General features: G+C 63.5%; 19 protein-coding genes. 18 read left to right on the top strand and 1 reads right to left on the bottom strand.

Annotated elements, in window-relative coordinates:
• Window positions 1-22: 22 nt before the first annotated feature.
• From thrB to RM2_RS07235, 17 genes are all read left to right on the top strand, one after another.
• On the top strand, window positions 23-970 hold the full coding sequence (thrB, locus tag RM2_RS07315; protein ID WP_072688288.1) for a homoserine kinase: 948 nt from the start codon (window positions 23-25) through the stop codon (window positions 968-970).
• Between the two features lie 325 nt (window positions 971-1,295).
• On the top strand, window positions 1,296-3,401 hold the full coding sequence (gene rho, locus RM2_RS07310) for a transcription termination factor Rho (RefSeq protein ID WP_072688180.1): 2,106 nt from the start codon (window positions 1,296-1,298) through the stop codon (window positions 3,399-3,401).
• Between the two features lie 248 nt (window positions 3,402-3,649).
• The gene (gene rpmE, locus RM2_RS07305; protein ID WP_072688179.1) at window positions 3,650-3,892 is read left to right on the top strand and encodes a 50S ribosomal protein L31; all 243 of its coding nucleotides are present in this window, start codon (window positions 3,650-3,652) and stop codon (window positions 3,890-3,892) included.
• 91 nt (window positions 3,893-3,983) lie between these two features.
• Window positions 3,984-5,063 (top strand): peptide chain release factor 1, encoded by a 1,080-nt coding sequence (gene prfA, locus RM2_RS07300; RefSeq protein ID WP_072688178.1) that lies wholly within the window; start codon window positions 3,984-3,986, stop codon window positions 5,061-5,063.
• A gap of 111 nt (window positions 5,064-5,174) precedes the next feature.
• A complete protein-coding gene (gene prmC / locus RM2_RS07295) occupies window positions 5,175-6,104 on the top strand; it encodes a peptide chain release factor N(5)-glutamine methyltransferase (protein ID WP_072688177.1) in 930 nt (309 codons plus the stop codon).
• On the top strand, window positions 6,101-6,757 hold the full coding sequence (locus RM2_RS07290; RefSeq protein WP_072688176.1) for an L-threonylcarbamoyladenylate synthase: 657 nt from the start codon (window positions 6,101-6,103) through the stop codon (window positions 6,755-6,757). The genes prmC and RM2_RS07290 overlap by 4 nt, the downstream gene beginning before the upstream one ends.
• A complete protein-coding gene (locus RM2_RS07285) occupies window positions 6,754-7,935 on the top strand; it encodes a glycosyltransferase family 4 protein (RefSeq protein WP_072688175.1) in 1,182 nt (393 codons plus the stop codon). Before RM2_RS07290 ends, RM2_RS07285 begins: the two co-directional genes overlap by 4 nt.
• A gap of 38 nt (window positions 7,936-7,973) precedes the next feature.
• Window positions 7,974-8,447 (top strand): Cg1360 family ATP-synthase-associated protein, encoded by a 474-nt coding sequence (locus tag RM2_RS07280; protein ID WP_072688174.1) that lies wholly within the window; start codon window positions 7,974-7,976, stop codon window positions 8,445-8,447.
• Between the two features lie 255 nt (window positions 8,448-8,702).
• The gene (gene atpB, locus RM2_RS07275) at window positions 8,703-9,551 is read left to right on the top strand and encodes a F0F1 ATP synthase subunit A (protein ID WP_072688173.1); all 849 of its coding nucleotides are present in this window, start codon (window positions 8,703-8,705) and stop codon (window positions 9,549-9,551) included.
• Between the two features lie 87 nt (window positions 9,552-9,638).
• Window positions 9,639-9,887 (top strand): ATP synthase F0 subunit C, encoded by a 249-nt coding sequence (locus RM2_RS07270; RefSeq protein ID WP_072688172.1) that lies wholly within the window; start codon window positions 9,639-9,641, stop codon window positions 9,885-9,887.
• A gap of 9 nt (window positions 9,888-9,896) precedes the next feature.
• Window positions 9,897-10,454 carry a F0F1 ATP synthase subunit B gene (locus RM2_RS07265; protein ID WP_072688171.1) on the top strand — a complete coding sequence of 186 codons (558 nt, stop codon included), beginning with the start codon at window positions 9,897-9,899 and terminating at the stop codon, window positions 10,452-10,454.
• A 5-nt stretch (window positions 10,455-10,459) separates the two neighbouring features.
• Complete coding sequence (locus RM2_RS07260; protein WP_072688287.1) at window positions 10,460-11,308, top strand: F0F1 ATP synthase subunit delta; 849 nt, start codon at window positions 10,460-10,462, stop codon at window positions 11,306-11,308.
• A gap of 62 nt (window positions 11,309-11,370) precedes the next feature.
• On the top strand, window positions 11,371-13,014 hold the full coding sequence (atpA, locus tag RM2_RS07255) for a F0F1 ATP synthase subunit alpha (protein WP_072688170.1): 1,644 nt from the start codon (window positions 11,371-11,373) through the stop codon (window positions 13,012-13,014).
• A 48-nt stretch (window positions 13,015-13,062) separates the two neighbouring features.
• On the top strand, window positions 13,063-14,043 hold the full coding sequence (locus RM2_RS07250) for a F0F1 ATP synthase subunit gamma (RefSeq protein ID WP_072688169.1): 981 nt from the start codon (window positions 13,063-13,065) through the stop codon (window positions 14,041-14,043).
• A gap of 3 nt (window positions 14,044-14,046) precedes the next feature.
• Window positions 14,047-15,498, top strand: coding sequence for a F0F1 ATP synthase subunit beta (gene atpD / locus RM2_RS07245; RefSeq protein WP_072688168.1), 1,452 nt, complete (start codon window positions 14,047-14,049; stop codon window positions 15,496-15,498).
• Window positions 15,499-15,504: 6 nt separating this feature from the next.
• Window positions 15,505-15,873, top strand: coding sequence for a F0F1 ATP synthase subunit epsilon (locus RM2_RS07240; RefSeq protein ID WP_072688167.1), 369 nt, complete (start codon window positions 15,505-15,507; stop codon window positions 15,871-15,873).
• A gap of 50 nt (window positions 15,874-15,923) precedes the next feature.
• Window positions 15,924-16,346, top strand: coding sequence for a DUF2550 domain-containing protein (locus RM2_RS07235; protein ID WP_072688286.1), 423 nt, complete (start codon window positions 15,924-15,926; stop codon window positions 16,344-16,346).
• Here the strand turns inward: RM2_RS07235 and RM2_RS07230 are convergent, their stop codons facing one another.
• A complete protein-coding gene (locus tag RM2_RS07230; RefSeq protein ID WP_072688166.1) occupies window positions 16,347-16,922 on the bottom strand; it encodes a cob(I)yrinic acid a,c-diamide adenosyltransferase in 576 nt (191 codons plus the stop codon). It lies immediately after the preceding gene.
• Window positions 16,923-16,976: 54 nt separating this feature from the next.
• On the opposite strand from RM2_RS07230, the gene murA reads away from it, so the two are divergent.
• A complete protein-coding gene (gene murA, locus RM2_RS07225) occupies window positions 16,977-18,251 on the top strand; it encodes a UDP-N-acetylglucosamine 1-carboxyvinyltransferase (protein ID WP_072688165.1) in 1,275 nt (424 codons plus the stop codon).
• Window positions 18,252-18,436 lie beyond the last annotated feature (185 nt).

The raw sequence follows: 18,436 nt of genomic DNA, 5'->3' as shown, positions 1-18,436 counted from the left end.
GTCGCAGAATCAGACGGCTTCCATGACACGCACTCTCCCTGCAGGTCTCACCGTGACCGCGCGTGTTCCGGCGTCGAGTGCCAACCTCGGCCCGGGCTTCGACACGCTGGGTATCGCGCTGGGCCTGTACGACGAGATCAAGGTCACCACTACGGGTTCAGGGCTGAACATTCGGGTCGAGGGTGAGGGGGCCGACGACGTTCCGTGGGGCCCGTCCCACCTTGTGGTCCGTGCGATCGAGCGAGGTCTGGAATCGGCGGGCGTTTGGGCAGAGGGTCTGGATGTGTTGTGCCGCAACTCGATACCTCATTCTCGGGGTCTGGGTTCCTCCGCTTCTGCCGTTGTCGGAGGATTGGCAGCGGCCAACGGCCTCGCCGCGAAACTTGATTCCGATCTCGGGCTGTCGCTCGATCAACTCGTGCAACTGTCGTCCGAGTTCGAGGGTCACCCCGACAACGCCTCGGCGAGTGTGCTCGGCGGGGCCGTCGTGTCGTGGAGTTGTGAGGCGGGGTCGGCCGACGGGGATTCCACGGCAGCCCACACCATGTACGCAGCGGTGCCGCTGAAGGTGCACCCCGCGATCCGTGGGGTCGCACTTGTGCCGGGGGTGCGCTCGTCGACTGCGTACACCCGGGGGCTGTTGCCGGAGACAGTTCCCCACTGCGACGCTGCATTCAATGTCAGCCGAGGAGCCCTGGCTGTGGTCGCGCTCACAGAACGTCCTGACCTCTTGATGGCGGCCACCGAGGACAGGCTGCATCAGGCGCAGCGCGCTCTGGCCCTTCCGCAGACGACACGATGGATCTCAGTTCTGCGGGAGGCAGGCATCGCCGCAACCGTTTCCGGAGCGGGACCGACTGTTCTCGCATTGACTACCGAGCCCTTCCCTGTCGATCTTCGAGCGCAGGCGGAGGCGGACGGGTTGCAGGTGCTCGATCTCGACGTCGCGGGCGGCGTCGAGATCAGCTGACACGCCGCCGGGGCGCCTGCTTGCTCCTACGGTCGTTGACAGCTATTCTGGGCATTGTCCGTAAATCGTGCGCATCAGACGCCGGTGCTCTACCAGGGCAATACTCCAGGTGAATCGGGGTCGATGAGTCCTGGCATGATCTTCCGCACTATCAGTTGTGTAGAGATTGTGAGCACACGCCTGTTCCAAGGTGGTGTGATGGCGGGCAAGCCGGCAGTTCTTCGCATGCAACTACGTACGGCACATCCGAATTCGGTACATGACCCGAATTGCGGGACGAACCCTCGACTCTGCGCAGCGCGAGTGAGGGAAGGAAAGGACCTCCGTGACCGATACGGACCTCATCGCCGCTCCTGTGCACGCCTCCTCGGTGGATACCGTTGGCGCACAGGCAGGCGACACTTCACAAGCATCATCGACCGCACCCGAATCCGGTGCAGTCGCGGCATCCGCAATGCGCGCCGAGACACGCCGAGGCGCGGGCCTGTCCGGGATGGTGCTGACCGAACTCCGCTCTCTTGCGGGCGACCTGGGCATCAAGGGCATCTCGGGGATGCGCAAGGGCGACTTGATCGCCGCGATCAAGGAGCGCCAGGGCGGCTCAGTTGCCCCGGCGGCTGCCGCGCCCGCGCCCAGTTCCCGCGTTCGGGCGACGCGCGCGAAGCGTGAACAGTCCACGCAGACCGAGCTGGCGGTGACTCCGGATGCGGTGACTCCGGATGCTGTGCCCACCGAGGGGGTCGCGTCGCAGGAGGCGGCCGACTCCACAGTGGCCGACACCGCAGCCACCGAAGCTCCAGCCACCGAAGCTCCAGCCACCGAAACTCCAGCCACCGAAACCGCAGAGGGCGGCCGCCGCGGGCGTCAGCGCCGCGGGTCTGCACGTCGCTCGGGTGCACCAGAGCAAGGTGAGCAGGGCGGCAACGCCCAGGACACTGCCTCGCAGAACGTTTCCGACGCCCCACACGCCGAACGTAAGCAGGCCGACGATCGTCAGGATTCTGCCGAGAATTCCGGTAAGCAGGACAGCTCCGGCGAGCAACGCGGCGACCGCAACCGGCGTGAGCGTGGCGACAACCGCAGTGAGCGTGGCGACAACCAGCGTGGCGACAACCGCAGTGAGCGTGGCCAGGGAAGCGCCGGCCCGCGAAACAACGACAATCGCGCAGGCGACGACGAGGAAGGTGGCCGCGGCCGCCGTGGACGCCGTTTCCGTGAACGTCGGCGTGGACGTGACCGCGGAGAAGCTGGCGGTGACGCTCGTGAGACAGAGATCCGTGAGGACGACGTCCTGCAGCCTGTCGCCGGCATCCTCGATGTCCTCGACAACTACGCCTTCGTGCGCACCTCGGGTTACCTGGCCGGACCCAGCGACGTCTACGTGTCGATGAACCTGATTCGCAAGAACGGCCTTCGTCGCGGCGATGCGATCACCGGTGCCGTCCGCATCGGGCGTGAGGGCGAGCAGGGCAGCCAGCGGCAGAAGTTCAACCCCCTCGTCCGGATCGACACCGTCAACGGTGGCGACGTGGAAACGGCCAAGAAGCGCCCCGAGTTCGGCAAACTCACACCGCTGTATCCGAACCAGCGGTTGCGTCTCGAGACCACGCCGAACATCCTGACGACCCGCGTCATCGACTTGGTCATGCCGATCGGCAAGGGGCAGCGCGCACTGATCGTGAGCCCGCCGAAGGCCGGTAAGACCAGCGTGCTCCAGGCCATCGCCAACGCCATCGCGACCAACAACCCCGAGTGCTACCTCATGGTCGTACTTGTCGACGAGCGACCCGAAGAGGTCACCGACATGCAGCGTTCGGTGAAGGGTGAGGTCATTTCCTCGACCTTCGACCGTCCGCCGGGAGACCACACCTCGGTCGCGGAGTTGGCGATCGAGCGTGCGAAGCGTCTGGTTGAAGCGGGCAGGGACGTCGTAGTCCTCCTCGACTCGATCACACGTCTCGGCCGCGCGTACAACAACTCCTCGCCGGCCTCGGGGCGGATCCTCTCCGGTGGTGTCGACTCGACCGCGCTCTACCCCCCGAAGCGGTTCCTCGGCGCCGCGCGCAACATCGAGAACGGTGGTTCGCTCACGATCATCGCGACAGCGATGGTCGAGACCGGGTCGACCGGCGATACCGTGATCTTCGAGGAGTTCAAGGGCACAGGCAACGCCGAACTCAAGCTCGACCGCAAGATCGCTGAACGCCGCGTATTCCCGGCCGTGGACGTGAATCCCTCGGGTACACGCAAGGACGAGTTGCTGCTCAGCCCAGATGAGGCTGCGGTACTGCACAAGCTCCGGCGTGTGCTCTCGGGTCTGGATTCGCACCAGGCCATCGATCTGCTGATCGACCGCCTCAAGAAGAGTAAGAGCAACATCGAATTCCTCATGCAGGTATCGAAGACTACTCCGGGTGCGATCGAAGACTGATCATCGACCACAGCTGGGCCCGGCGGCATTGTCGCCGGGCCCAGCTGTTTCCCCAGGCAGAATGCAGCTGTTTCCCCAGGAGGAATGGCAATGGAACAAAGCACGAGCAGCCCGCGTTGATCAGACTGCAAGCGCGTATGCCAGTGGGGGTCACGAGCCCGCAATCTGGCATACTGAGCGGTCGAGTCCGGTTCCGGTTCACGTCTTCGAACGGCGAAGGCGACCCGGCGGCCATTGAAAGGGACACCATGAAGTCAGGTATTCACCCCAACTACGTGGCCACCACCGTGGTCTGCGGTTGCGGAAACACTTTCGAGACCAACAGCACCAAGGAGACCGGACGCATCAACGTCGAGGTCTGCTCGCAGTGCCACCCGTTCTACACCGGCAAGCAGAAGATTCTGGACACCGGTGGACGCGTCGCTCGCTTCGAGGCGCGCTATGGCAAGCGTGCCGGCAAGGGCGCAGCCAAGGAATCTGAAGAGTCCTAGCTGTTCTGCCGACGCCCGGACTGCAATAATTGCAGGCCGGGCGTCGGCTTTTTTGTGCCCATTCCCGAGAGAACGCAGAGCGGAGCGAACAATGGCAGGGACCACCCAGCCTTCGGCCATCGACGACATTTTGGCCGAATATGCGGGCCTGGAGCAGCAGTTGGCCGACCCATCTCTGCACGATGACTTGTCTACAGCACGCAAGGTAGGCAAGCGATTCGCCGAGTTGGCGCCCGTCATGGCGACAATCGCCAAGTTGGAGTCGGCGCGGGGCGATCTTGATACCGCGCGTGAGTTGGCCGCCGTCGATTCCAGCTTCGCTGGCGAGGTGCCGGAACTCGAGGCGGTGGTCGAGGAATTGGACAAGACTCTCACTGACCTCCTCGCTCCTCGCGACCCGCACGACGGTGACGACGTAGTCCTCGAGGTGAAGTCGGGTGAGGGCGGTGAGGAATCTGCACTGTTCGCTTCGGATCTGGCCCGCATGTACGTGCGCTACGCCGAGCGTCACGGGTGGCGCGTCGAGATCCTCGATGCGACCATCTCCGATCTCGGCGGGTACAAGGACGCCACGCTCTCGATCAAGTCGAAGGACGATGTGGGTGACGGGGTCTGGGCGCGCCTGAAGTTCGAGGGCGGTGTCCATCGCGTGCAGCGGGTACCCGTGACAGAGTCGCAAGGACGGGTCCATACGTCGGCCGCCGGCGTCTTCATCTATCCGGAGCCGGAAGAGGTCGCGGAGGTGCAGATCGATGAAACGGATCTGCGCATCGATGTCTACCGGTCCTCGGGCAAGGGCGGCCAGGGTGTCAACACCACCGATTCCGCCGTCCGGATCACGCATCTTCCCACCGGCATCGTAGTGACCTGCCAGAACGAACGCTCGCAACTGCAGAACAAGGCGCGGGCCATGCAGGTGCTCGCCGCTCGACTGCAAGCCGCGGCAGAAGAGGCGGCGGACGCCGAGGCCTCGGCTGGGCGGCAGAGTCAGGTACGGACGGTCGACCGTTCCGAGCGCATCCGTACCTACAACTTCCCGGAGAACCGCATCACCGACCACCGGATCGGGTTCAAGTCGCACAACCTCGACGCTGTCCTGGACGGCGAATTGGACGCACTGCTCGACGCGCTCGGAAAGTCGGACCGTGAGGCGAGGCTGGCGGCCGAGTAGAGGTCCGCGTTGGAACTCGAAATCGTGCGAGGGGCGACTCCCTAGCCGGTTTCGCTCCAGGGCATGGGGGACCGACACGTCCGGTGGATGTGTGCATGGCAGGCTGTACCTGTGAGTCGCCTTCCACTTCGTCTGGCCCTGATCGATGCAACCCGGCACCTCGATGAGGCCGGGGTGCACAGCGCTCGTACGGATGCCGAACTGCTCGCTGCGCACCTGCTGGGTGTGGAGCGCACGCGACTTGGCTTGGTGCCTCTCGTCGACGAGTCGGTGATCGACGCATACGAGAAGATGGTGGACCAGCGCGCCAAGCGGATTCCGTTGCAGTACATCCTCGGTACAGCCGCGATGGGCGACATCGATGTGCAGGTCGGTCCCGGAGTGTTCGTGCCGCGGCCCGAGACCGAATTGCTGTTGGGGTGGGCGCTCGCATTCCTCGGGGGTTGCGACCAGCGTCCGCCCGTCGTCCTGGATCTCTGCACCGGGTCCGGCGCGCTCGCGCTCGCGATCGCCAACGCACGCCCTGATGCTGTCGTGCACGCCGTCGAACTCGAACCGCATGCTCTCGCCTGGGCGCGGCGCAACGCTGGTGCCCGCGAACAGGCAGGTGACACGCCGATCCGGTTGTATCAGGGCGATGTCACCGATCGCACACTGCTGGCGGGACTCGAGGGCGGCGTCGACCTGATCGTCGCGAACCCGCCGTACATTCCGGAGGGTGTCGAACTAGAACCCGAGGTTGCCGAGCACGACCCACACAGTGCATTGTTCGCCGGACCGGACGGCCTGTCGGTGATCAAGCCGATGATCTCGAACGTCGCACGCTGGTTGCGGATCGGGGGAGCGGTGGGAATCGAGCACGATGACACCAATGGGCCCGCGGTGGCCGCACTGTTCGAGTCCCGCCGCGTGTTCGGTGATGTCGCCCAGCATCCGGACCTCGCCGGGAAGCCGCGTTTCGTGGTTGCTCGTCGTATTGCCACGGATGTCGAGGCGCGGCGTGCAGGGATAGGTTCCGAGGGTGAAAGAATGAGCGGGTGAGTACCGTTTACGACTGTGGCCGTCCCGATACCCGCTCCGCCGGAATGAGTGCGGCCAAGAGTGCGTTAAAGGCCGGGCGACTCGTCGTGCTCCCTACGGACACGTTGTACGGAATCGGTGCCGACGCCTTCGACGGCGCGGCTGTCGCCTCCCTGCTGCAAGCAAAGGGGCGTGGACGCGAGATGCCGGTACCAGTGCTCGTCGGCTCGTGGAAGACGGTCGACGGTCTTGTCTACAGCGTGCGGTCACAGACCCGCGATCTCATCCGGGCATTCTGGCCGGGTGGCCTGAGTCTCGTTGTGGAACAAGCGCCTTCGCTCGCTTGGGATCTCGGTGACACGCGTGGCACTGTGATGTTGCGCATGCCACTGCATCCGGTCGCACTCGAACTGCTGCGGGAAGTCGGACCGCTGGCAGTGTCGAGCGCCAACGTCTCCGGTCAACCGCCCGCCACCACCGTCGGCGAGGCTCGCGAACAACTACGCGGATCGGTGAGCGTGTATCTGGACGGCGGACCCGCGCAGCAGGCGCAGGCATCGACGATCGTGGATCTTACTGGCGAGACACCTCGGATCCTGCGTGAGGGCGCTGTGTCCACCGGCGACGTCGCCGACGTGCTCGGAGTGACGGCGGAGAGTCTGTCCACCCAGTGAGCGCGGCCGAATCGGCCGGCGTGGCGCTGGCTCAAGCGGGTGGGGGCGCGGGAGTCCCACTGCGCGAACTCCTTCTCGTCCTGTTCACCGCTGCGGTGGTCACGTACCTGGCCACCGGAGCGGTCCGATTGCTCGCAGTGAGGTCCGGGGCGGTCGCCATTCCGCGTGAACGGGACGTCCATGTCACACCCACACCCCGCCTCGGTGGTGTCGGAATCTATATGGGCATGCTGGTCGCCCTGCTGTTCGCACGTGAACTTCCAGCTCTCACGAGGGGTTTCGAGTTCAACTCCGGCATTTCCGCAGCGCTGGTCTCGGGCTTGGTGATCGTGCTGGTAGGGGTGGTCGACGACCGGTGGGGTCTCGATGCGCTCACCAAGTTCGTCGGTCAGGTCACCGCGGCGGGCATCCTCGTCGTGATGGGGGTCAGCTGGTTCATCATCTACCTGCCGTTCGGTGATGGCGGCACCATTATCCTCGACCAACTCCAGGCCGGGCTCGTCACCGTCGCCATTGCGGTCGTGATGGTCAACGCCATGAACTTCGTCGACGGACTCGACGGGCTCGCCGCGGGTCTCGGCCTGATTTCCTCGCTCGCGATTTGCGTGTTCTCGGTGGGACTCCTTTACGACCAGGGCGGCAACGTCAGCGCGTACCCGCCGGCACTGCTCGCGGCGGCGCTGGCCGGCGCATGCCTCGGATTCCTGCCGCATAATTTTCAGCCCGCCCGGATCTTCATGGGCGACTCGGGCTCGATGCTGATCGGACTGATGCTCGCGGCGATCTCGACCAGTGCGTCGGGGCGGATCTCGCTCAACGCCTACGGCGCGCGTGACCTTCTCGGCCTGCTCTCGCCGCTGCTGCTGGTCGGTGCCGTCATGTTCATCCCGATCCTCGACCTTCTGCTGGCCATAGTCCGCCGGACCCGGGCCGGGGTGAGCCCGTTCAGCCCGGACAAAATGCATCTACATCATCGACTCCTGCAGATCGGGCACTCGCACCGCCGCGTCGTGCTGCTGATCTACTTGTGGGTAGGCGTCTTGGCCTTCGGCGCAGTCGGATCAGCCCTGTTCGACCGTCGCGTCGTGGTGCTCCTGGTGGCGGGAGGGCTAGTCTTCGCACTCGTCGTGACGGCCGTCCCGTCGATCCGCGGGCAGCAGCACGATCGTCAGGGCTGACCGGAGGTGTAGGGCGGGCAGGTGAAGATCCACTACCCTTGGCGACCGTGACGTTCACTCCTGCCTCCATCCCCGATCAGACCGCGGCCTTGAAGGCTGCCGTCCGCTACGGAGTTCTCGGTCTGCTCGCGCTGGCAGCGGTCGGTTCGATCGTCGCGGCTCTCGTCGCGGGCACACCCGGTCTCTATGGCGCGTTGCTCGGTGCGGCCGTGGGGGGTGGGTTCATTCTGTTCACCGCACTCGGTGTGCTGTTCACCGCCAAGTTGCCAGCCGTGACCGCGGGAGCTGTACTGCTTGGCACCTGGTTGTTGAAGATGATCTTCGCGATCACGGTCTTGGCGATCCTCAAACCGCTCGATTTCTACGACGACACAGCATTGGCTCTGGTCATCGTATTTTCTCTGGTGATCGTACTGGGCGCGGAAACATACGGAGTGCTGAAAACCAAGGTTCCGTACGTCGAACCGGGTGCAGCGGAAGTGGCCGATCCTCCAGGAGGTGGCAATACGTAGTACTACGAAAGGTAGTAGTTTCGGATCGACCTAGACCCCGTCTACGCAATGTCGCAGGCGACTTGATAAGGTCTGGACCAAGCGAGAGCAAATGGCCTGCGAGTAAGTTACTCGCCGGTATTGCAGCTTGTAGGTGGCCGCATTTGTAGGCCACCGAGTCGACGAGAGTCGCCGACACCGACAGACGCTGGACTCCTTCAGTCCGCAGCAGCTGACGAATACGCGAGTCGCGCTTGTCGACTTGTTTGATCGTCAATGTCCGATCGAACCGCAGCCAATGAGGCTGCGGACCGACTACGGGAGAGAACGCTGAGCGTCATCAACGTGGCCGATGGAGAATTCCCATCGCCTTCCCTGAACGAATTCTTTCCGCCCGCGATTCTGTTCGAAGGGTCTCCGTTCGAGCTCGATCGCGTGATGCTCGCTCGCGTCGTGCTGTCCGGTGTCATGATCATTTTCTTCGTCATCGCGATGCGCAGCCCGAAGATCGTTCCGCGCGGTCTCCAGAACTTCGGCGAGATCGCACTCGACTTCGTTCGCATCAACATCGCCGAGGAGATCCTCGGTAAGGAGCAGGGCAAGCGCTTCCTTCCGGTCATCACGACAATCTTCTTTCTGGTTCTCGTCAGCAACCTCGGCAGCATCATCCCGTTCATCAACATATCGCCAAACGCGCGTATCGGCATGCCGATGGTGCTCGCCTTCCTGGCGTACATCGTGTTCAACTACGTGGGGATCAAGAAGTACGGATTCTTCAAGTACGTGAAGAGCAGCATCGTTGTTCCCGGCGTCCCGTTGCCGTTGCACTTCTTGCTGATTCCGATCGAATTCATTTCGACCTTCATCCTCCGGCCGTTCACGCTCATGGTTCGTCTCATGGCAAACATGTTGGCCGGTCACATCCTGCTGGTGCTGTTCTTCACCGCTACCCAGTACTTTTTCTTCACCATCGGTGGCTTCCAAGCCGTGTTCGGTGTGGCCTCGCTTGCCGCCGGCATTGGGTTTACCTTCTTCGAACTGCTGGTGATCTTCCTGCAGGCCTATGTTTTCGCGCTGCTCACGTCGGTGTACATCGATCTGGCGCTGCACGCAGACTCACACTAGAACCACAAGACTTTCACGACCAGCTACACCAAGAACTGAGCCTCCCGCCGAATCCGGCGGAGGTCAACAGAAAGGGAACCGAACACCATGAGCCTCGCGTACCTGGCACAGGAAGCGATCGAGACCACCACCACGGCAAAAGGCTACGGAGCTATCGGCTACGGCCTCGCCGCGATCGGCCCCGGCATCGGCGTAGGCATCGTCGTGGGCAAGGCGATCGAGGGCATGGTCCGTCAGCCCGAGATGGCGGGACAGGTTCGTACCACGATGTTCCTCGGTATCGCCTTCACCGAAGCGCTCGCGCTGATCGGCCTCGTCGCCGGCTTCATCTTCTAAGACCGTCACATGGCATCCAACATCGTGCTTGCGGCAGAGGACGTGAGTCACAACCCTCTCCTTCCCGCGACCTATGACATTGTTTGGTCGATCGTCTGCCTGGTCGTCGTCGGCCTCGTCTTCTGGAAGTACGTCCTTCCCATGTTCCAGAAGGTCCTTGCCGAGCGAACCGAGCAGATCGACGGCGGCATCAAGAGGGCCGAAGCGGCGCAGGCCGAAGCCAAGGCGGCGCTCGAGCAGTACCGCGCTCAACTCGCCGAAGCTCGCACCGAAGCTGCGGAGATCCGTGAGGATGCGCGCGCCCAGGGGCAGCAGATCATCGCCGAGATGAAGGTGCAGGCTCAGGAAGAAAGCGACCGTATCGTGGCCTCAGGCCACAGCCAGTTGGTAGCTCAGCGGCAGCAGATCGTCACCGAGCTGCGTGGCGAACTCGGCCGCACCGCTGTCGACCTCGCCGAGAAGGTCATCGGAGAGTCCCTTGCCGATGACGTGAAACGGGCAGGCACGGTCGACCGATTCTTGAACGAGCTCGACACCATCGGCGCAAACTCCGCAGCAGGGAAGTGAGCACCATGTACGCAGCGAGCCGTGAGGCCTTGACGCAGACTCGTGCTGCGTTGTCTTCGGCCCTGGGGTCTGGTTCGGGTGGAACTGCATCCGTCTCTGCCGGAGCAGGCACGGCGGCTGCGGCTCAGACCGGGGCAGAGCTGTTCTCGGTCGTCGAGATCTTGGATGATCAGCGCACTCTCCGCAGTGCACTGTCCGACAACTCGACGACCGGAACCTCTCGCGAAGGCCTGGCCGAGCAGGTGTTCGGCGGCAAGGTTTCCTCCGTGACCCTTGCCGCACTGAAGGCGGCGGTAGGCCAGGATTGGTCCACCACCTCCGACCTACTGAACTCACTGGTGCTTCTCGGTCGGGAGTCGTTGCTGAAGGCAGCTGCCGATCAGGGACAGCTCGACGCGGTCGAGGACGAACTCTTCCGCCTCGGTCGCATCGTTTCCGGTGACGCGAACCTTGAGCAGGCACTGTCCGACCGTTCCGTAACAGCGAAGGGCAAGCGTGACCTGCTCTCCAAGTTGCTGTACGGCAAGGTCACTGCGGTCACCGAGGCGCTCGCCTGCCAGACGGTGGGCCGGTTGAAGAACTCCGCTCCCGCGGATGCCTTCGACGCGCTGTCGAATCTGGCAGCAGCGCAGCGGGAAGCTGTTGTCGCCAAGGTGCGCAGCGCTTCTCCGCTGTCCAGCGAGCAGTCGGATCGACTGACCGCCACCCTCTCCCGTACCTACGGGAAGCCGGTGACGGTCCACGTGGAGGTCGACCCTGAACTCCTCAGCGGCTTGGTCGTCCGGGTGGGCGACGAGGTGATCGACGGCAGCGCCGCGGGACGTCTCGCAACGTTGCGAAGGTCCTTCCAGTAGTCCGCAGGCCGAACCCCATACCCAGATCCTTTCGAATACCAGACACCGAGAGCAGGAAAAACATGGCGGAGCTGACGATCTCCTCCGACGAGATCCGTAGCGCGATCGACAACTACACCGCGAGCTACTCCCCAGAGGCCTCACGCGAAGAGGTCGGTGCTGTAACCGACACCAGCGACGGCATCGCGCACGTCAGTGGCCTGCCTTCGGCGATGGCCAACGAACTGCTGGAGTTCCCCGGCGGAATTCTAGGCGTCGCGCTGAACCTGGATGCCACCGAGATCGGTGCCGTCATCCTGGGCGACTACGAGAACATTCAGGAAGGTCAGGAAGTCAAGCGGACCGGCGACGTGCTGTCGGTGCCCGTCGGCGACGCCTTCCTCGGCCGCGTGATCAACCCGCTCGGCCAGCCGATCGACGGCCTCGGTGAAATTGAGGCCACTGGGACCCGCGCCCTCGAACTGCAGGCTGCCTCGGTGCTCGAGCGTCAGCCCGTCGAGGAGCCGCTGCAGACGGGGATCAAGGCCATCGACGCGATGACCCCGATCGGCCGTGGACAGCGTCAGCTCATCATCGGCGACCGCAAGACGGGCAAGACCGCCGTCTGCATCGACGCGATCCTGAACCAGAAGGCGAACTGGGAGACCGGCGACGAGAAGAAGCAGGTTCGCTGCATCTACGTCGCGATCGGCCAGAAGGGTTCCACCATCGCGGGCGTCAAGGCTGCCCTCGAGGAGCAGGGCGCGATGGAGTACACCACCATCGTCGCGGCTCCTGCATCTGATTCGGCCGGCTTCAAGTGGCTCGCGCCGTACACCGGCTCCGCAATCGGTCAGCACTGGATGTACCAGGGCAAGCACGTTCTGGTGGTGTTCGATGACCTGACCAAGCAGGCCGAGGCATACCGCGCGATCTCGTTGCTGCTTCGTCGCCCGCCGGGACGTGAGGCCTACCCCGGTGACGTTTTCTACCTGCACTCCCGCCTGCTGGAGCGTTCGGCGAAGCTGTCCGATGCCCTGGGTGGGGGTTCGCTGACTGCGCTGCCGATCATCGAGACCAAGGCCAACGACGTGTCGGCCTACATTCCGACCAACGTCATCTCCATCACCGACGGTCAGGTATTCCTCGAGTCGGACCTGTTCAACAAGGGTGTCCGCCCGGCCATCAACGTCGGCATCTCGGTGTCCCGTGTCGGTGGTGCTGCGCAGACCAAGGGCATGAAGAAGGTCTCCGGTTCGTTGCGTCTGGAGCTGGCTCAGTTCCGTGAACTCGAAGCGTTCTCAGCGTTCGCTTCCGACCTGGATGCGGCCTCGAAGGCTCAGCTAGAGCGTGGCGCTCGCCTGGTGGAGTTACTCAAGCAGGATCAGTACAGCCCGATCGCCGTCGAGGACCAGATCGTGTCGATCTACCTCGCAGGTGAAGGTGTCTTCGACAGCGTTCCTGTCGGCGATGTCCGCCGATTCGAAGCCGAACTGCTCGATGACCTGCACCGCAACGCCTCCGCCGTGTACGACAGCATCAAGGGCGGAAAGGCGCTCGACGCCGACAACGCCAAGGCACTGATCGTAGCCACCGACAAGTTCAAGGAAGGCTTCCTCGCGTCCGACGGAAGCCGGGTCGTGAACGAGGCAGAGGCAGAGACCCTCAACGCCGCCGAGGTCGGCCACGAGCAGATCAACGTCAAGCGCACCACCGTCAGCAAGTGAGCGGCCTGCCCATGATGCTTCGAAACACGAAGGGAGAGTGACCGATCGATGGCAAGCATTCTCGAGCTGAGGTCTCGCATCAAGTCGGTCAACTCGACCAAGAAGATCACCAAGGCACAGGAGTTGATCGCGACCTCGCGGATCACCAAGGCTCAGGCCCGTGTCGCGGCGTCGAAGCCGTACGCCGAGGAGATCACGAAGGTCCTGTCTGAGCTGGCGAGCGCATCGGCTTCGCTGGACCACCCGTTGCTCAACGAGCGCACCGATGCCAAGCGTGCTGCGGTCCTGGTCGTCACCAGTGACCGAGGTATGTGCGGCGGATACAACTCCAACGTCCTCAAGGAGGCCGAGGAGCTGTTCCAGTTGCTGCGCAGCGAGGGTAAAGATCCGGTCGTCTACGTGCTCGGGTCCAAGGGGCTGGGGTATTACACGTTCCGCGGTCGTAACCTGGGAGGTGCGTGGACCGGGTTCTCCCAGGATCCGGGCTATTCCGACGCTGCCAAGGCCAGCCGACACCTCGTCGACCTGTTCATGGCCGGATCAGGCTCCGAGGTCCCCGCACCGAACGGTGAAGGAACGATTGAAGGCGTCGACGAACTGCACATCGTCTACACCCGTTTCGTGTCGATGCTGACCCAAGCTCCCGAGGTTCGCCGGATGGCTCCCCTCGAGGTGATGGTTTCCGAGGAGCACGTCGAACTCGGTGACGACATTTTGACGAACGGTCACGGAGACGGAGACACTGAACCGGTCGCCGGGTACAACTTCGAGCCGGAACCTGACAAGTTGCTCGGTGCCCTGCTTCCGAAGTACATCAGTACCCGCATCTACTCTTCGCTGCTCGATGCTGCGGCGTCGGAGTCTGCTGCCCGCCGCACCGCGATGAAGGCCGCGACGGACAATGCAAACGAACTGGTGAACACGTTGAGCCGTCAGGCAAACCAGGCTCGCCAGGCCCAGATCACCCAGGAAATCAGCGAGATCGTCGGCGGCGCGAATGCGCTTGCCTCGAGCGCAGGAAGTGACTAAGCAATGACCGCAGCAGTAACCGAAAACAACGGGGTGGGCCCGGATTCGTCCGTCGCAGGCCGCGTCGTGCGGGTCATCGGTCCCGTCGTGGACGTTGAATTTCCGCGTGGCGCTGTTCCAGCACTGTTCAACGCCCTGCACGCCGAGATCACTCTCGCCACGGTAGCCAAGACGCTGACCCTCGAGGTCGCACAGCACCTCGGCGACAACCTGGTGCGCACCGTCTCGATGCAGCCGACCGACGGCCTGGTCCGCGGCACCTCGGTGTCCGACACAGGCAAGCCGATCTCGGTTCCCGTCGGTGACGTCGTCAAGGGCCACGTGTTCAACGCACTGGGCGACTGCCTCGACGCACCGGGAACGGGTCGCGACGGCGAACAGTGGGGCATTCACCGTAAGCCACCGGCCTTCGACCAACTCGAGGGCAAGACCGAGATCCTCGAGACCGGCATCAAGGTGATTGATCTCCTCACGCCGTACGTCAAGGGTGGAAAGATCGGCCTGTTCGGTGGTGCCGGTGTCGGCAAGACCGTTCTGATCCAGGAAATGATCACCCGTATCGCGCGTGAGTTCTCCGGAACCTCGGTTTTCGCGGGCGTCGGTGAGCGCACCCGTGAGGGCACCGACCTTCACCTCGAGATGGAAGAGATGGGCGTCCTCCAGGACACGGCCCTCGTCTTCGGCCAGATGGACGAGCCGCCGGGAACTCGTATGCGAGTCGCCCTGTCTGCGTTGACCATGGCGGAGTACTTCCGCGATGTACAGGGCCAGGACGTGTTGCTGTTCATCGACAACATCTTCCGTTTCACCCAGGCCGGTTCCGAGGTGTCGACCCTCCTCGGTCGTATGCCTTCGGCCGTGGGTTACCAGCCGACCCTGGCTGACGAGATGGGTGAACTGCAGGAGCGCATCACCTCGACGCGAGGGCGCTCCATCACCTCGCTGCAGGCGATCTACGTGCCCGCCGACGACTACACCGACCCGGCACCGGCTACGACGTTCGCGCATCTCGATGCGACCACCGAACTCTCGCGTCCGATCTCGCAGATGGGTATCTACCCCGCTGTGGATCCGCTGAGTTCGACCTCCCGCATCCTGGAGCCCGGCATTGTCGGTGTCGAGCACTTCCGAGTCGCCAACGAGGTCAAGCGGATTCTGCAGAAGTACAAGGAACTGCAGGACATCATCGCCATCCTCGGTATGGACGAGTTGCAGGAAGAGGACAAGGTGCTCGTCGGCCGTGCCCGTCGTCTGCAGAAGTTCCTCGGTCAGAACTTCATCGTCGCCGAGAAGTTCACCGGTGAGCCCGGCTCCGTGGTGCCGCTCCGCGATACCATCGAGGCGTTCGATCGCGTCTGCAAGGGCGAGTTCGATCACCTGCCCGAGCAGGCATTCAACAGCTGCGGTGGTCTCGACGACGTCGAGGCTGCAGCCAAGAAGATCGCCGGGAAGTAGTCGACGATGGCTGAGATGACCGTGGAACTCGTCGCCGTGGAGCGACGGTTGTGGTCTGGTTCGGCGACTCTCGTCAGTGCACAGACGACCGAGGGCGAGATCGGTGTCATGCCTGGGCATGAGCCGGTTCTCGGACAGTTGGTCGAGGGCGGCGTGGTTTCGATCACGACGGCCGGCGGTGAACGCATCGTCGCTGCTGTGCACGGGGGGTTCCTGTCCGTGACCGCGAAGACAGTCACGATCCTCGCCGAGTCCGCGGACTTGGCCGAGGACATCGATGTGGATGCGGCCAAGGCCGCGCTCGAAGAGAGTGGAGACGATCTCGAGGCGATGGCCGTCGCCAAGGGTCGGATCCGCGCTGTAGAGCGCGCCTAGGCAGCAAGGCGAGAGACCGCGACGGAGGCCGGCGACCAGTGGCAATCGGAATGACAGTGTTGATCATTCTGGTTGTGCTGGTCACCGCCTTCGTCGCGGTTCTTCTGTATCGGCTTGCAGTTCTGCGCCGCGGTGGAACCGCGGCCATCCTCCGCACTGTGCCTGCCGAGGCGGGGATCGGATGGCGCCACGGCGTCATCCGCTACGGCGAGGGTTCCCTCGTCTTCTTCAAACTATCGAGTCTGCGCCCCGGCCCCGATTCACGCATCGAGCGCCAAGGGGTCGAAGTCGAAGGTCGTCGCAGCCCGGAAGGCTCCGAATTCGACATCATGTCCGACGAAATCGTCATCCTCTCCGTCAGTGACCGGGGAAAGGCCTACGAGATCGCATTGGACGTCGGGGCGTTGACCGCGTTCCTGTCGTGGATCGAGTCACGTCCGTCCGGCCGTTGGGTTCGTGGTCGGGGTCTCTGATCAGGACTGCCCCGATCCGGGTTTCCAGAGCACGTCACCTTCGGGATTGGTAAGCCTTCCCACGATGAAGAGTAGATCTGACAGCCGGTTGAGATATTTCGCGGGAAGAGCGCTGGTGTTCGCCGGGCTTGCGTCTACGGCCGCCCACGCGGATCGCTCGGCGCGCCGGGTGACGGTTCGCGCGACGTGCAGGATGGCTCCCAAGGGAGTACCGCCGGGAAGGATGAACGAGTGCAGCGGCTCGAGGCGTTCGTTCAGTTCATCGCACCAGGCTTCGAGGCGGTCAACGTATTCGTCGGTGATCCGTAGTGGTGGATGCTTCGGTTCGTCGACCACCGGGGTGGAAAGGTCGGCTCCGGCGTCGAACAGGTCATTCTGGATCTGCTGGAGGATCGAACGAATCTCCTCTTGTGGGTTGCCCAGTGCGATTGCGACACCGATCGATGCGTTGGCCTCGTCGCAGTCGGCGTACGCGATCAGACGCGGATCGTTCTTCGAAACGCGAGAGAAATCGCTGAGCCCGGTGGTCCCGTCGTCGCCGGTCCGGGTATAGATCTTGGTGAGGTGTACAGCCATAACGTTACGGTACCGGCCGTCCGGGTCGGGTTACGTGGCTCTAGGCTGTGTTCCGTGAGCGAACGCTTCCTTGTTACTGGCGGTAGCCGCCTTGTAGGTGAAGTGTCTGTCGGGGGCGCGAAGAACAGCGTTCTCAAGCTGATGGCGGCTGCGCTGTTGGCAGAGGGCACCACAACTGTCACCAACTGTCCGGACATTCTGGACGTACCCCTGATGGCCGACGTCCTGCGTGGACTCGGGTGCGAGGTGGAACTCGGCGATTCAAGCGTCCGGATCACCACCCCCGCCGAGCCAAAACATCACGCCGACTTTGCGGCGGTCCGTCAGTTCCGCGCATCCGTGTGCGTGCTCGGGCCCCTGGTTGCCCGTTGCAGGCGTGCCGTCGTCGCGCTGCCCGGTGGTGACGCCATCGGTTCGAGACCTCTCGACATGCACCAGTCGGGTCTGCGGTTGCTCGGCGCGCACAGCACGATCGAACACGGTTGTGTGGTCGCACAGGCAGACGATCTGCACGGCGCGAACATCCGACTCGCCTTCCCGTCGGTAGGTGCGACTGAGAACATCCTGATGGCTGCTGTCTTGGCCGGCGGCGAGACGGTGATCGACAACGCGGCTCGCGAACCCGAGATCGTCGACCTGTGCACCATGCTTATCGAGATGGGCGCGAAGATCCAGGGGGCCGGGTCGTCCACGCTGACGATTCAGGGTGTCGCAAAGCTCGAGCCGACTACGCACCGTGTCATCGGTGACCGCATTGTGGCGGCGACGTGGGGGATTGCCGCGTCGATGACGCGTGGTGACATCACTGTCCGCGGAGTCAGCCCGAAGCATCTCAGTCTGGTTCTCGACAAGCTACGGGTAGCGGGAGCCACAGTCACTGTCGAGTCGGATGGCTTCCGCGTGGTTCAGGAAGCACGGCCAACCGCCGTGAACTTCGCGACGCTGCCCTATCCCGGCTTTCCGACTGATCTGCAGCCGATGGCGATCGGGCTTGCCGCAGTGGCAAAGGGGACGTCGATGATCACCGAGAACGTCTTCGAGGCACGGTTCCGTTTCGTCGAGGAGATGATCCGGCTGGGCGCAGACGCTCGGACGGATGGCCATCACGCGGTCATTCGCGGAATCGCGCAGCTGTCGAGCGCGCCAGTGTGGTCGTCGGACATCCGGGCCGGCGCGGGCCTTGTGCTGGCAGGCCTCTTCGCCGAGGGTGTGACGGAAGTGCATGACGTCTTCCACATCGATCGCGGGTATCCGTATTTCGTCGAGATCCTCCAGAGCCTCGGCGCCCAGATCGAAAGGGTCGGCGCAGACCCCGGTAGAAATCGATGAGTGCGGCGTCTCGATGAGTGCGGCGTCACACCCGGCGATATAGCGTCGAGGGCCCGAATCGCCGTCGGCTCACCGGATCTGACCAGCGGAATCTGAGCGGACTCGGACCGCAACCTGGCGATTTGGAGATTGCGGTCGGTGGGCGTAACTTTGTTCAGGTCAGAGCGACACGGACACCGACTTCC

Origin of the sequence: Rhodococcus marinonascens NBRC 14363, from assembly GCF_001894885.1 — a bacterium.
GTDB lineage: Bacteria > Actinomycetota > Actinomycetes > Mycobacteriales > Mycobacteriaceae > Rhodococcus_F > Rhodococcus_F marinonascens.
Note: the sequence above shows the minus strand (reverse complement) of the source record. Positions and strands in the feature narration are given on the sequence as shown.